Source organism: Exiguobacterium sp. (genome assembly GCF_020832205.1).
GTDB lineage: Bacteria > Bacillota > Bacilli > Exiguobacteriales > Exiguobacteriaceae > Exiguobacterium.
On record NZ_JAFIFD010000038.1, the window covers coordinates 77,536 to 91,188 of the forward strand.

Sequence of the window (13,653 nt, forward strand, 5' to 3'; positions counted from 1 at the left end):
CCGTACTAGGGTCCACGGTTTCATTCAACCTCCTCAACGTTTATAAAGTCTATCTATCATATTACCAAAAAAACAAAGAAAGGGTTAGCATGACATTTTCCTAGTTGGCAATTTCTATATTGAGGCGTAATATGGGGCTTAGAAACAGTGAAGGAGATACGAACATGCGACATCCATTGTCAGTGCGTGAACGGCAGTTTAAACGAATCGAGGCGTTGTACCGAATCGTTTTCGAGAAACCGGCCCGTTTCATCGCGACTGGTTTTTTACTCACGATTTTTGTCGGTGCGACGCTGTTGTATATGCCGTTCGCACAAAGTGAGCCGGTGTCTTGGATCGACTGTCTCTTCATTGCGACATCGGCCGGGACGGTGACGGGTCTGTCGACCATCGATATCGGGACGTCGTTCACGACGTTTGGAGAAATCGTCATCGTCGCTTTGATTCAAATCGGCGGACTCGGGTTCATGACGATCGCGCTCATGCTTTTGAGCGTGCTCGGGAAGAAAATCGGCTTGAAGCAACGGATTTTGCTGCAAGAATCCCTCAATCTATCGGGTCCGGGCGGAACGGTTCGGCTCGTTCGAAACATCGTCTTCACGACGGTCATCGTCCAGTTCCTCGGGATGTGTTTTTTGACGTTCGAGTTATATGGAACAGGGCGTTACTCGTTTGGGGAAGCGCTCTACTATGGATTTTTCCATGCCGTGTCCGCATTCAACAACGCGGGTTTCTCCTTATGGCCCGACAGTCTCATGCAGTTCGAGCAAAACACGTCCGTTATCATCACGATCGCCATGCTCATCATGATTGGCGGGCTCGGCTTCACGACGATTGCCGATGCGACCGAGGCGAGACGCTGGAAACGGCTAGCGCTCCACTCGAAGATTATGATCGCGTCGCTCGTCGTCATCAACGGGATTGCCTGGTTTGCACTTATGTTATTTGAATGGGTGTCGATTGAAGGCGCACTATACGGACGACCGCTTAACGAAGCGCTGCATGCGACGTTCTTTCAGGCGGTGACGACGCGAACGGCCGGATTCAATACGATCGACATTGCGGCGATGGCACCGGTCTCGATCGGTCTCATCCTCATTCTTATGTACATCGGGGCTGGGGCCGCGTCGACAGGATCAGGGATTAAAGTGACGACCGTGGCTGTCATTTTGGCTGATATGTGGGCGTTTATCGTCGGTAAGAAAGAAACGGTCATCATGGAGCGCACGATCGATGTGTTTCAAATTAAAAAGGCGTATATGGTGGCCATCACGAGTTTCTTCTTTATTCTGTTCCTTACCGCATTGACGATTTTGACGAACGGCCATTTGCCGGCGACAGCGATCTTGTTCGAGGTCGTGTCCGCATTCGGGACGGTCGGCCTGTCGCTTGGAATCACGGCGGAGTTGAACAACAGCGGGAAAGAGCTCATCATGTTCATGATGCTCCTTGGCCGTGTCGGCTCATTGACGATCCTCTTCACCGTGGCGAGACAATTGGACCGCAAGATTCGCTATCCGAAAGAAAAACTATTGATTGGATGACAAAAAGCCCTGATGATCAGGGCTTTTTGTGTGTGTCGTAATAGGCGACAACTTGTGGCAAGTAGTCTTTTAAATCGGGACAAATGATGCCGGTACCGTTTAATGCCCGCATCGTCTGGGTCGTGTCGAAATGGACTTGGTGCTTGAAGTAGTCGAGGAGTTCGCGAGGGACTCCGTAGCGTTCCGATAATTTGAGAGCCGAAAAACCGGCATCGGCGGCGACGTGAGGAATCGTCCCGCGTGGAGGACGGTGGAACATCTCTTCATGAATCATGCGATACACTTCGCGCGCCCCATGCGGGAACGGGTCTGTCAGATGGAACGTCCGGCCTAATCCAGCTGGTGCGTGCGCGAGATACGCCGTCGCCTCGACCACATAATCATACGGCACGAGGTTCACTTCGATATTTTGGCGTCCGATGTACGGAAGCGGTGCGGCCTGGCGCAACTGGTCCATCAATTTCAAGACGAAATAGACACCATCGAATTTTTTCGTCTCGCCGGTCAGGCTATGACCGATGACAATTCCCGGGCGGATCACGGTCACCGGCATCGACCCGAACTCGCGGGAGACGATCGCTTCGGCTTCATACTTCGTCGCCTCGTAATGGTTTTTGAAAGCGACGCGATGCCATAGTTCGTTCTCGTACACCGTTCCTTGCCGCCGTCCCGACACATAGGCGGTACTGAAATAGACGTACCGCTTCAAGTTCGGGGCGCGCTTCGCGAATGCCGTCATATGTTTCGTGCCGAGCAAGTTGATTCGATAACCGACCTCGTAAGGGATGCTCAAATCGTATGCGGCCGCCAAATGAAACACATAATTCACGCTCCGCTCGATGACCGAGCGCATAATCGGGTCGAGGATGACTTCCGGGAGTGTGATGTCCGCCTCGACGAGGACGAGTTGCTCGTCTTGGAGTGACGTCGTCGCCAATAGCTCTTGTTTCAACGCGAGCGCTTCACCGTGTTGGTTCGGAAGATGAAGCGCGTAAATTGTGCCGATTTGACTCGGTAAAGAAGCGAGATGGGTGATCAGCTTCCCGGCGAGAAAGCCGGGGAATCCGGTAAAGACGTAATGGTTCATATCGTTTCCTCCGCTAAGTCGAGCGTGAATGTGAACGTCGATCCGACACCGACCGTCGATTCGACTTCGATGCTGCCGCCATGTGATTCGATGATTTCTTTGCAAATCGAGAGCCCGAGCCCAGTCCCGCCGATTTGACGAGTATCGGAATTATCGACGCGATAGAACTTCTTGAACAATTCCTCGAACGCATGCTCCGGAATCCCGATGCCGAAGTCTTGAATCGAGACGTGGGCTTGGTTGTGCTCCCGACGGACTCGGACTTCGACTTCTCGGTGGTTCGGTGAGTACTTGATGGCGTTCGAGAGCAAATTGATGAGCACTTGTTCAATCCGGTCTTGATCGGCGACGAGCGGGAGCGGTTCATCCGCGTCATCGAAATGAATCGAATGGTCGTTCGTCTCCCGGAAACGTTCAACGACGTCTCGGACGAGTTCGTTCAAGACGAAATGATTTTGTTTATACTCTTGATTGCCGTCTTCCATTCGTTGAATGTCGAGGAAGTCGTTCAGCAAATCGGTCAACCGCTTCGCCTCTTTCGCCATCGTCTTCAAATAGCGCTCCCGCTTGTCGGGAGTCAGTTCACGGTTGAGCATGAGCTCGATATAACCGGACAAGGAAGACAGCGGCGTCCGCAGTTCGTGTGAGACGGGGCTGACGAGTTCGTTCTTGATTTGATCCATCCGTTCTTCTTCGGTCCGGTTGCGAAAAACGAAAAGGAAGCCGCTATCGACACCGATCTGTCGCTTCGTGTCCATGCCGGTCGCGTACATCTCGTAATATTGCTCGTCTCGGTCGTTCGGTTGCGGGATGGAGAAGCGCATCGAGACTTCTCGAGCCGACCCGTCAAGCAACAGGTCGATTTTCTTCAACATCTCGGTCCGGTCACGGGGACGGAACGTCGTGAGGAGCGGGATACGCTCTTGGATCTTGTTAGGAGCGATTCCAGGCAAGTCGAGGAGCCGGCGCGCGTGAACGTTCATAAACAGGACGCTCCCGTTCGACTCCGTCAAGACGAACGCCTCGTTCGACGCCTGGAGAATGGACTGAATGATATCGCGTTGACGGGCGATGGCATTCTTTTCGCGTTCGAGCATGCGCTCGACTTTTTTCCGGTCGCTAATATCGCGCATGACGGCGACACGGAGCGTCTGGCCTTGGTACGTTACTTCTTTCGGATAGACTTCCATCTCGAGGAACGTACCGTCCTCGCGGCGCCCGATTACTTCATAAGGTGTCTGGATGTGGTTGCGGATCCGGCGCAAAACGTCGGCCCGGTAACCTTCCGCGATGAACTCGATCGTTTGGCGCCCGACCATCTCTTCAGCCGGGATCCGGAAGATCGTCTCGGCAGCCTTGTTGGCGTCAAGAATCGTGCCGTCCTCATGGAACAAGACGGCCTCGATGACCGATTCGGCGAACATGCGATAACGTTGTTCTTTATGCAACAGTTCGCCTTTTAAGGCGATCTCTGGGCTGACGTCGAAGACGAAAAAGAAGAAGCCGATAATGCGCGCCTGTTCGTAGACAGGATGCATGAACAGCTTACCGACGAAGTGGGTCCGGTCTTTTCGTTGGAACTTCCATTCTCGGTCCCCGCGATCGAGCGCGACGCGCAACATTTGTTCGAACGACAAGAGACGTTCGGTCTCATCTTGGTAGTGGGTTCGTTTTTCGCTCAATTCGCGCGATTCGAAAAGCGCGAACGGCGTCATCTCATAGAGCACTTCATGGGGCGCGTAACCGAACAGTTCGGTCGCGCCTTTATTGAATCGATTGATGAGCAAGTTCGCATCGGTCATGATCATCGCCATGTCGAGCTCGGTGTGCATCATCGCCTCAAAAGCGTTGTGTTGGACCGTGACCCGCGTGTCGAGCGGGAGCGGTTCAATCGAGAGGATATAGACGTCCCCGTTCGGGATCGCATGGATGCGGATTGTCGGCATCTCATAGGTCCATGGAAGTCCTTGCTCCATTCGGCGGGACAGTTCCATCGTGATCGGGGACTGATTGACCATATGAAACACGTTGGAACGTGTCTGTAAGTCTTCTGGGAACTGCTCTAAAAACGGACGGTTCGCTTGAACGATGGTGCCGTCAGTCTGAATCAAGGCGACACCGTAAGGCAAGGCATGCAACAGGTCGTTCTGGAGATGCACTCTTTTCTCCATCAACGGGTGATCCCTCCTTCTGTAAATCAAACGGGTACATCTTCATTACATTCGACAGATGTGCCTTTGTTTTCCTGCCTTCAGACGGTAAAGTAATAGTGAACAAATGATGGAGAGGACGATGGATGTGAAAGGATTGGGGTTTAGTCTAGTGCTCGCGCTCGGACTGTGGTGGTGGGACGCGCCGTTCTGGACCGTTATCACGGCTGTCGCGCTCGGGCTCGCTTGGCTCGTGTGGCGAAAACGACTTTCGACGATCGATCGGATCGACCGGATGGAAGGGCGTGAGTTCGAACTGTTTTTAGAAGACGTGTTCACCGAACTCGGCTACACGGTCACCGTCACGCCGGCGTCACGCGACTTTGGGGCCGACTTGTTGCTCGAGACACCGGAAGGATGGTCGATCGCGGTACAGGCGAAGCGTTACGGAAAAGTCGTCGGTCTCGAAGCGGTCCAGCAAGTAGCGGCGGCTGTCCCGTATTACGGAGTGAACGAAGGATGGGTCGTGACGAACTCGTCATACACGGACAGCGCGTACGAATTGGCCGAGCCAAATCAAGTTCGTCTGATTGCAAGATCGGAGCTTGAACAGCTGTTGAAAGAAGCCGGTTTTAAGCGGTAATGACGCGTGTTTTCACATGTTTGACAAGATGACGGATTGTGTCGAAGAAAAAGGGGTTGTCTTTTTGTTCAAACGGTGCAATAATCATCTTCGTCATATGAAATATGTAGTAGTTGAATAGAGAGATTCGGCTGCTAGAAACTTTTTGGGGTTTCACAGAATGCCCAACCGGACAAATAGAAAAATCGTGGTTGGAACGTATTAGGAGGAAAAGCGGTGCGCAAATTAATTTATGTAAAAGGTTGCGTCTTTACGCAAGGCGAGGCGACCATTTATGACGAGACGAACGATGCGATCGGTTCTGTTCACCGCGACGCGGAAGGCAGTGTCCAAGTGCACAACTTGTCTGGTCGACAAATCGCTCACGGGAAGTATATCCCGAATTGCCAAAAGTGGGTTGTCATGAACCACGATGGACAGGCGATCGGTCAATTGAAAGACAAATTCTCGTTATTCGGGAAAAAGTGTGAGTACAACGTCTATGAACGCGGACTCTTTACGATTCAATACGATGTCGAGCGCTACAAGTTCAGTGTACGCGACAAGGCAGGGAAGCTCGTGGCGGAACTTCGCCGTCAAGAAGACGACTCTTTCTGTTTGACGAAAGAAGCCGATCAGCTTTCGATGTTCGAACTCTTGTCGGTATTGAAAACGTTGAGTGTGAAGTCACGGATGCCGCTCGCGGTCTCTGTTTAATCGATATGACGAACACCAGTCACAACGACTGGTGTTTTCTTATACACAAAAACCGCTCCATCAAATGAAGCGGTTCAAATAATGTTTTGCCTCGAGTTCGAGCGTCGTGACACGATGGGCGTATAGACAGAGCTTCAACACATGGACGATGTTCGGGTGCGTATGGCCCATCTTCTCGATGGAACGCTTGGCACGTGTGTCGAGCAAATCGATCGGACTCGTCGATTTCGCATATTCCGCGTACAACCGGTAAAAGTCAATCGGCGAGATGAGGTCGTCTTCGTCACGGTCCGGGTTGTTGAAGATGAGCGCAAGCAGTGAACTCGTCTCTTCAAGAGAGAACAAGTGCTTCAAATCATCGAGCAAATAGATAATCGCGGCTTGTTGCAACGAATATTTTTTGCCGACCCGGGGGACGCCGATGATTTTCCGGACTTCTCGTTTCGTCCAGTTTTGAATCGTCGTCGCGGATAAATGTTCGCCCGTCAAGGTGTTCGCTAAAGCGACGATTTGGTTGATGGACAGTCCGTTCTTTTCAATATGAAACAAATGGATTTTACGAAGTTCTTTCGGGAAGTGTTCACGCACTTCTTCCGGAAACAGGGCGATGGCCCGATCGACGTCGCCAACTTGCATGTAATGCAGGCAGTCCGCCAAAGTTTGAATTGAAGTTGCGTCGCGCATACAGCCACCCTTTCTATAGTCGGCTTCGATCGCCGTCTATACAGTCATTTGACCTCATTCTACCAAATGTTTGAAAAGGAAGCTAGGTTCTGGCCCGATTAAGGTATAATGTAAACGTATAAATTATGTAGCTAAAGGTGGTCTACCGATGAATGAATGGGTCAGCTCCATCCTGTCCATCGTCATAGTCCTAGTATTCCTCGTCGGGCTCGAACAAGTCGGCAAGCGTCTAGGATGGACGGATGAAACAATTCGTAAAAGTGTACATATCGCGGTCGGACATTGGGCGTTGCTCGCTGTCTGGTTGATGGAGACATGGTACGTCGCCGCTGTTCCGCTCGTCTTCTTCACGTTCGCGAACGCATTTCTTCTTTATAAAAGTCCGTCGCCGGTCCATCAAACCGAGCGGAAGTCGTTCGGCACGGTCTATTATCCGATCGCGCTGCTCGTGATCTTATTTTTCTTTTTTGAGACAGAACCGCTCGCCTTCTTGGCCGGGTCGCTCGTCTTGGCGTGGGGAGATGGATTGGCCGCCCTCGTCGGACGAAAGTATGGGACAGTGACGTACGACTTGTATGGGCAGAAACGTTCGTTCCAAGGCAGCATGGCCATGTTCCTCAGCTCCTATGCCGTGCTCTTTTTATTGTTTTTGTGGGATGATGTTCCGCTATGGCAAGTGGTAACATATGGGTTTATCATTTCCATCATCGCTACACTGACAGAAGCGATTTCTTATCGAGATTGGGACAATCTAACAATTCCTATCGTAGTAGCGGTCGCAACATCATTATTGTTATAAACCTTTTCGTTCATTGTAAAGAAAACGTTGCTTGTCACTTCTGTCAAACATTTGTATACTGTGTTTCGTACTGAAACCATTCAGCGACGTGCCCGGACGAGTCCGAAGCACCGATAAAAATAGAACGTAAAGGATTGAGTGAACGCATGAGCTTTTTAGACCAATTAGTAACGATCATCCCGGCCGATCGCGTCAAACAAGACGAGCCTTTATCGGCACACACGTATACAAAGCTCGGCGGCAACGCCGATTATTTCGTAGCTCCGCACACGTATGAAGAAGTACAGGCGGTGCTCGAGCTCGCACACCGCGAGCAAGTCCCGTTCATGATTCTCGGATTCGGATCGAATTTGATTGTTCGTGACGGTGGCCTCCGAGGGATCGTGTTGAACTTGAATGAGTTGAAGACGATTCGCCGGGAAGGTGATCGCGTGATCGCTCAAGCGGGTGCCGCCATCATCGATGTGTCGCGTCAGGCGCTCACGGAAGAGTTGTCGGGCCTCGAGTTCGCTTGCGGCATTCCTGGAACGGTCGGCGGCGCAGTGTACATGAACGCTGGTGCTTACGGCGGCGAGACGAAAGACGTCATCTTGAACGCGGTCGTCTTGACGCCGGCAGGGGAACTCTTGACGCTCACGAAAGACGAGCTCGAGCTCGACTATCGGTCGAGCCGGATTGCGACAGAAGGACTCATCGTGCTCGAGGCGACATTCGAACTAGAACCGCTCCCTTACGAAGAGATCAAAGCCGTGATGGACGACTTGACGTACAAACGTGAGTCGAAGCAACCGCTCGAATATCCATCGTGCGGGAGCGTCTTTAAACGGCCGCCGGGCTACTTCGCCGGGAAGTTGATTCAAGATTGCGGTCTTCAAGGGAAGCGAATCGGCGGGGCGGAAGTGTCGCTCAAACACGCCGGCTTCATCGTCAACATCGCCGACGCGACGGCGACGGAGTACATCTCGCTCATCCGTCACGTTCAAGCGACGGTCAAAGAAAAGTTCCACGTTGAACTTGAACCTGAAGTAAAGATCATCGGTGAAGACATCGCCGTCGAGAACGCCTAAATAAAACGCCCGAACGGAATCAGCCGTTCGGGCGTTTTATTTAGGCTTGCAGTTGTTTCGTGACCGCTTCTGAAGCCGGGACGAACGGATAGTCGAGGTCTCGGGCGACCGCCTCGTACGTGACCGTCCCATCGATGACGTTCAACCCTTTGAGGAGCGCCGCATTTTCACGGAGAGCCGGGAAGACGCCTTTTTGCGCGCACTCGATGATATACGGCATCGTCGCGTTCGTCAAACCGAGCGTCGACGTGCGTGGGACCGCGCCTGGCATGTTGGCGACCGCATAATGTTGAACCCCGTAGCGCTCATACGTCGGCGCGTCGTGTGTCGTGATATGGTCGATTGTCTCGCAAATCCCGCCTTGGTCGATGGCGACGTCGACGATGACCGAACCAGGTGACATTTGTTGAACCATCTCTTTTGTGACGAGCTTTGGCGCTTTGGCGCCCGGGATGAGAACAGCACCGATGACGAGGTCGCTCTCGGCGACTTGCTTGGCGATGTTGTAACTGTTCGAGATAAGCGTGTTGATCGTGTTCCCGAACTGATCATCGATTTGACGAAGCCGGGCCGGGCTGATGTCCATGAGTGTCACGTTGGCTCCGAGACCGATGGCGATACGGGCCGCGTTCGTTCCGACGACACCGCCGCCGATGACCGTCACGTTGGCACGCGGGACACCTGGGAGACCAGACAAGAGGATGCCTTTCCCGCCATGCGGCTTCTCTAAAATTTGAGCACCGATTTGTGCGGCCATCCGTCCGGCTACTTCACTCATCGGCGTGAGGAGCGGAAGCGTCCGGTCGACTTCGACCGTTTCATAGGCGATGGCGGTCATGCCTGACTCGACGAGCGCTTTCGTCAGTTCCGGCTCGGCTGCAAGGTGCAAGTACGTGAAGAGCGTCAAGTCGCTGCGGAAATAGCGGTACTCCGTAGGTTGCGGCTCTTTCACTTTGAGTGCTAGCTCGACGTGGTTCCAAACGTCTGCCGCCGTATCGACGATCGTCGCACCGGCGTCGACATATTCGATGTTCGTGAAGCCGCTCCCGATACCGGCTTCCGTTTCTACGAGCACGTCATGTCCGAGTTCCGTCAACACCGCTGCCCCCATTGGCGTCAAAGCGACGCGGTTCTCGTTATTTTTAATCTCTTTCAATACCCCGATTTTCATGATCCGTTCCCCTTTCGATCTGTTGACACAATTTGTTCACACTTCTAGTATAGACCGTTCCGAAAACGCTGTCTTTAGCCTGCATTCTAAAAACGAAGACCCCCGCTTTGTGAAAAATCACAAAAGCGAGAGTCAGTCGTCTTGACGATATTGTCCGGCTTTGATCGCCAAATAGATGGCGGCCCGTTCCGGGAGCGAGACGCGGGTAATTTGCGTCAACTCTTCGATCCGCCGGACCCGGTACAGCACCGTGTTCGGATGAATGTGAAGATGGGCCGCGACTTGCTTCACGTTGCCGTCGAAATAGAAGTACCATTCGAGCGTCGTCACGAGTTCGGTTTGGTGAGCGTGATCGTAAGCGTGCAGCCGTTCGAGCGTCGGATGCGTCTCGAGCCGGAGGCCGATCAGGCGAGCGAGATCGGGAACGAGTTGATAAATGCCAATCTGCTCGAACGCGCGTGCGGCGGCAAGCTCGAGAGGGAATTTCCGGCGCAGTGAGGTCACACGTCGCGCTTCCTCGGCCGCGTTATAAATCGTCTCGCTTTCGAAGAAACGGCGGCTGATCCCGAGGCGAGGTTCCGCTTCGGGAAACTTGTCCCCGAGCTGGGCCTCGAACCGTTCGGCCCATTCAACGAGCGCCGTCTCTTCTTCGGACAGCTCTGATTTCATGTAGTGCCAGACGAGCAGCTGTTGCCCGTCAATCGCTTGGAGGACGACTTCGATCGCCTGCTGGGTCGCGAGTACGTAAAAAAGCCGTTCCGCGAATTGCGGGGTGATCGGTTGCAAGCAATCAATGACCGTCAATCGGCTTGCCACAGCGATCGGTGCGATTTCGTTCAACCGTTCGTGTTGCGACAGGCTGAGTGTCGGCGTGGCCAAAATATCCAAGAAGAAACGCTCTAGTTCAGCGTCGATGCGTCGTTCGTGCATCGCGATCGTCATGAGCAGCTTCTTGGCGATGTTGGCGCCTTCTTGTAAGACGGTGAGCTCTTGTTCAGAAAACGGGTGCGTGCGAGCCAAACTCCAAATATAGCCGAGCACCTCGTCTTGTTGTTTAATGACGACGGCGGCCCGTTCCCCGAGCCCGACCGAAAGGCGGGCTGGAATGACGACCGGTTCGTCGCGATCGATCACGTTCTGCAAGATCCCGCTCTCCCACAAGTCTTCAATGACCGCTTCCGGGACGCGCCGTCCGATGATGGTCGCGATTCGAGCCGGGTCCGTCGAGTCGGGATGCGTGCTGTAGGCGATGAGTTGATGGTGGCGGTTCTCGATCGTGATCGGGGCGCGGATCGCTTGACCGATCGCTTCAGCGAGCGTGTCGAGTGACTCATAAGACTTCTGCAAAAAAGGCATGTCGATTCCTCCTCACTTTGAGTATACCGTCTTCATTGTGAAAGTTCACAAAAAGATGGTGGAGGAAGGCGACATGCCTTGCATCATTAGATTAGATAGGGAAAAACAAACCAACGACGAGACCGAGCAAGGCGCCGACGATGACTTGGAACGGCGTATGGCCGACAAGTTCATTTAAGATCGGGGTCTCATGCTTGATGCCTTTAAAGTAGTCGTTCAACAAGCGGGCTTGGAATCCGACCGCTTGGCGGACACCGGTCGCATCGTACATGACGATCGTCGCGAAAATCAAGGCGAGGGCGAACATACTGGAGTCGAGCCCTTCCATTCGGCCGATCACGGTCGCTAAAGCGACGACGGTCGAAGAGTGGGAGCTTGGCATGCCGCCAGAGGCAAACATGATTTGCAGTTCGAAATCTCTCGTTTTAATCAGTTCGGTCACTAGTTTTGCCGCTTGGGCGATAAACCACGCAAGCAGGGCGGCGAGTAAAGGTTCGTTAAACAGCAATCGATTCACTTCCTGTCTGACAATAGTATCTTCACTATACCCGATTCTCGTCATCGATAGACGTAAAGATTCTGTCAAAAAAAGCGCAAGAGGTAAGGTCCTCTGCGCTTTCTGGTCGATTTTTGTTACCCGACGACGCCTTCAGTCTCCTGAAGTTTATCCGCGATATTCTCGATGATATAGCGGTTGCGTGGATGCTCCTGGCACTCTTTCGAGCATGAACGCATTTGCTTCGGTTCACACTCTTCACAACAGAAATGCTGGGCATTACACACCGGGTTGGCACAATTCACGTAACGGACCGTCTTCGTGCCGCAGTGCATGCACGCGGATACGACCGATGGATTGACCGTGTTGACCGGGACGTTGATGCGCTCGTCAAAGACGTAAAGCTCACCTTCCCAATCTTCACCTTGTGTGGCTTCGTCTTTTCCATACATGGCGACGCCGCCTTTTAAGTGGAAAATGTTGTCGTGACCTTGGTCACGCATATATGCGGTAAATTTCTCGCAACGGACGCCTCCGGTGCAATACGTGAGTAAGGTTTTCCCTTCGTAGAGGTCCTTGTTCTCTTCGAGCCAATCTGGCATGTAACGAGAAGCCTCTACATCGATCTTGATCGCATTCTTAAAGTGACCAAGGTCGTATTCGTAGTTGTTACGAACGTCGAGGATGACGACATCGTCGCGATTCATCATCTCTTTCCATTCTGCCGGTTCGAGGTATGCACCGTGCTGTTTCGGCACGTCAAACTCGCCGTCAAAGCGCCACGTCACGAGCTCTTTCTTGTGACGGACAAAAATTTTCGAGAACGCATGCTCGTCGACTTCATCGATTTTGAACTCGATGTCGCTAAAGAGGGGGTTCGCCTTTAAATCAGTCATGTATTGCTCGGTCTGTTCCCAAGTACCAGAGCACGTCCCGTTGATTCCTTCAGAAGAAATCAAGATCCGTCCTTTGATGCCGAGGTCCTTACAATACTTGAGGTGCTCTTGTGTGAGCGTTTCTGGGTCTTCGATGTTGACGTACTTATAATACAGCAAGACCCGCATTGGTTTTGTTTCCATGTTATTACTCCCCTGTGTTCAGTTTTTTGCAGGAAAACGAACGTTGGGTTGTGTCGTTCGACGAATGGGCTTGCCTGCAACCACAAGTCCATTATTATATGATAGATATCACAGCGAAATTTCGCAAATACTTTTTAATTTTTTTTGAACTCGGCAGGGGGATGTGTCCTGTGGCACGAATTCGGGTAAAACAGAGTAACGAAAGCTGAAGGTGGAAACTGATATGCTCACATCTCTCGAACAGTGGATCATCCAATTGATTAAATGGCTTCAAGAGTTGCCGGGAGGGCCGTGGGCCGGTCTCGGCGCCCCTTTTTTAGAAGCGATTTTCCCGTTTCTTCCACTTGTCCTCATCATTTCAGCGAACGCGGCAACATACGGATTCCTGCTCGGTGCGTTATTATCATGGGTCGGCAGTTTGCTCGGGACAATTCTCGTCTTTTCTGCGGTGCGGTACGTGTTCCGAAAACCGATGACGCGTTGGCTCGAAAAACATAAGAAAGGTGTCTACTGGCTCGAACGAATCAATCATATGAGCCCGGTTTCGCTCGGGTTCTTGTACTCGTTACCGTTCATCCCGGTCAGTTTGATCACGTACTTACTCGCGCTTATTCAAATGCCGCTCCGGACGTTCATCATGGCGGCCGGGTTTGGGAAATTGCTCGTCGTGTTGATTTTCTCGGTGATCGGTGACCAATGGGAAGAGTTCATCCAAAGCCCGTTCCGCCTGTCGATGCTCGGTCTGTTGTTGCTCGTCCTTTGGGCGATCAGCCGTGGACTCGAAGAACTTCTCAAACGGCGTGCCTTCAAAAAACGGAACGAGTTGCTCAAACGTGAAATCGAAGCAAGACGCAAAACGACCTTTTGAAGCCGAGGCTTCA

The 13,653-nt window shown here is 52.5% G+C and carries 13 protein-coding genes; 6 read left to right on the top strand and 7 right to left on the bottom strand.

Features of this window, described 5'->3' with window-relative positions:
- Positions 1-164: 164 nt before the first annotated feature.
- Positions 165-1,544 (top strand): TrkH family potassium uptake protein, encoded by a 1,380-nt coding sequence (locus tag JJU47_RS09490; RefSeq protein WP_228618652.1) that lies wholly within the window; start codon positions 165-167, stop codon positions 1,542-1,544.
- Between the two features lie 16 nt (positions 1,545-1,560).
- Here the strand turns inward: JJU47_RS09490 and JJU47_RS09495 are convergent, their stop codons facing one another.
- Both JJU47_RS09495 and JJU47_RS09500 read right to left on the bottom strand, forming a co-directional pair.
- Positions 1,561-2,631 (bottom strand): SDR family oxidoreductase, encoded by a 1,071-nt coding sequence (locus tag JJU47_RS09495; RefSeq protein WP_228618654.1) that lies wholly within the window; start codon positions 2,629-2,631, stop codon positions 1,561-1,563.
- A complete protein-coding gene (locus JJU47_RS09500; protein ID WP_228618657.1) occupies positions 2,628-4,802 on the bottom strand; it encodes a PAS domain-containing sensor histidine kinase in 2,175 nt (724 codons plus the stop codon). Before JJU47_RS09500 ends, JJU47_RS09495 begins: the two co-directional genes overlap by 4 nt.
- 121 nt (positions 4,803-4,923) lie before the next feature.
- Here JJU47_RS09500 and JJU47_RS09505 point away from each other — a divergent pair, with 121 nt between their 5' ends.
- Entirely contained in the window at positions 4,924-5,424 is a 501-nt protein-coding gene (locus tag JJU47_RS09505; protein WP_228618659.1) for a restriction endonuclease, read from the top strand.
- Between the two features lie 216 nt (positions 5,425-5,640).
- The gene (locus tag JJU47_RS09510) at positions 5,641-6,120 is read left to right on the top strand and encodes an LURP-one-related family protein (RefSeq protein ID WP_228618662.1); all 480 of its coding nucleotides are present in this window, start codon (positions 5,641-5,643) and stop codon (positions 6,118-6,120) included.
- A 60-nt stretch (positions 6,121-6,180) separates the two neighbouring features.
- Here the strand turns inward: JJU47_RS09510 and JJU47_RS09515 are convergent, their stop codons facing one another.
- Positions 6,181-6,804 carry a DUF1836 domain-containing protein gene (locus JJU47_RS09515; RefSeq protein ID WP_228618665.1) on the bottom strand — a complete coding sequence of 208 codons (624 nt, stop codon included), beginning with the start codon at positions 6,802-6,804 and terminating at the stop codon, positions 6,181-6,183.
- Between the two features lie 148 nt (positions 6,805-6,952).
- Between JJU47_RS09515 and JJU47_RS09520 the strand changes: the two genes are divergently transcribed.
- On the top strand, positions 6,953-7,603 hold the full coding sequence (locus JJU47_RS09520; protein WP_228618669.1) for a diacylglycerol/polyprenol kinase family protein: 651 nt from the start codon (positions 6,953-6,955) through the stop codon (positions 7,601-7,603).
- A 146-nt stretch (positions 7,604-7,749) separates the two neighbouring features.
- Entirely contained in the window at positions 7,750-8,670 is a 921-nt protein-coding gene (gene murB / locus JJU47_RS09525; RefSeq protein WP_228618792.1) for a UDP-N-acetylmuramate dehydrogenase, read from the top strand.
- 40 nt (positions 8,671-8,710) lie between these two features.
- On the opposite strand, the gene ald is transcribed toward murB, so the two are convergent.
- The 4 genes from ald to trhO form a co-directional block, all read right to left on the bottom strand.
- The gene (ald, locus tag JJU47_RS09530; RefSeq protein ID WP_228618671.1) at positions 8,711-9,841 is read right to left on the bottom strand and encodes an alanine dehydrogenase; all 1,131 of its coding nucleotides are present in this window, start codon (positions 9,839-9,841) and stop codon (positions 8,711-8,713) included.
- Positions 9,842-9,973: 132 nt separating this feature from the next.
- Positions 9,974-11,197, bottom strand: a complete 1,224-nt coding sequence (locus tag JJU47_RS09535) for a PucR family transcriptional regulator (RefSeq protein ID WP_228618673.1) — start codon at positions 11,195-11,197, stop codon at positions 9,974-9,976.
- Positions 11,198-11,288: 91 nt separating this feature from the next.
- Complete coding sequence (locus JJU47_RS09540; RefSeq protein ID WP_029333791.1) at positions 11,289-11,714, bottom strand: divergent PAP2 family protein; 426 nt, start codon at positions 11,712-11,714, stop codon at positions 11,289-11,291.
- A gap of 116 nt (positions 11,715-11,830) precedes the next feature.
- Positions 11,831-12,772: an oxygen-dependent tRNA uridine(34) hydroxylase TrhO gene (trhO, locus tag JJU47_RS09545; protein WP_228618676.1), complete on the bottom strand. Its 942-nt coding sequence runs from the start codon at positions 12,770-12,772 to the stop codon at positions 11,831-11,833.
- Positions 12,773-12,995: 223 nt separating this feature from the next.
- Here trhO and JJU47_RS09550 point away from each other — a divergent pair, with 223 nt between their 5' ends.
- Positions 12,996-13,640 carry a TVP38/TMEM64 family protein gene (locus JJU47_RS09550; protein ID WP_228618678.1) on the top strand — a complete coding sequence of 215 codons (645 nt, stop codon included), beginning with the start codon at positions 12,996-12,998 and terminating at the stop codon, positions 13,638-13,640.
- Positions 13,641-13,653: the final 13 nt, after the last annotated feature.

Bases quoted from the DNA above. Each gene is read 5' to 3' on its own strand.
- murB (WP_228618792.1), top strand. From the start codon at position 7,750: ATGAGCTTTTTAGACCAATTAGTAACGATCATCCCGGCCGATCGCGTC.
- JJU47_RS09515 (WP_228618665.1), bottom strand. From the start codon at position 6,804: ATGCGCGACGCAACTTCAATTCAAACTTTGGCGGACTGCCTGCATTAC.
- trhO (WP_228618676.1), bottom strand. From the start codon at position 12,772: ATGGAAACAAAACCAATGCGGGTCTTGCTGTATTATAAGTACGTCAAC.
- JJU47_RS09550 (WP_228618678.1), top strand. From the start codon at position 12,996: ATGCTCACATCTCTCGAACAGTGGATCATCCAATTGATTAAATGGCTT.
- JJU47_RS09490 (WP_228618652.1), top strand. From the start codon at position 165: ATGCGACATCCATTGTCAGTGCGTGAACGGCAGTTTAAACGAATCGAG.
- JJU47_RS09500 (WP_228618657.1), bottom strand. From the start codon at position 4,802: ATGGAGAAAAGAGTGCATCTCCAGAACGACCTGTTGCATGCCTTGCCT.
- JJU47_RS09505 (WP_228618659.1), top strand. From the start codon at position 4,924: ATGGATGTGAAAGGATTGGGGTTTAGTCTAGTGCTCGCGCTCGGACTG.
- JJU47_RS09520 (WP_228618669.1), top strand. From the start codon at position 6,953: ATGAATGAATGGGTCAGCTCCATCCTGTCCATCGTCATAGTCCTAGTA.
- JJU47_RS09535 (WP_228618673.1), bottom strand. From the start codon at position 11,197: ATGCCTTTTTTGCAGAAGTCTTATGAGTCACTCGACACGCTCGCTGAA.
- JJU47_RS09495 (WP_228618654.1), bottom strand. From the start codon at position 2,631: ATGAACCATTACGTCTTTACCGGATTCCCCGGCTTTCTCGCCGGGAAG.
- ald (WP_228618671.1), bottom strand. From the start codon at position 9,841: ATGAAAATCGGGGTATTGAAAGAGATTAAAAATAACGAGAACCGCGTC.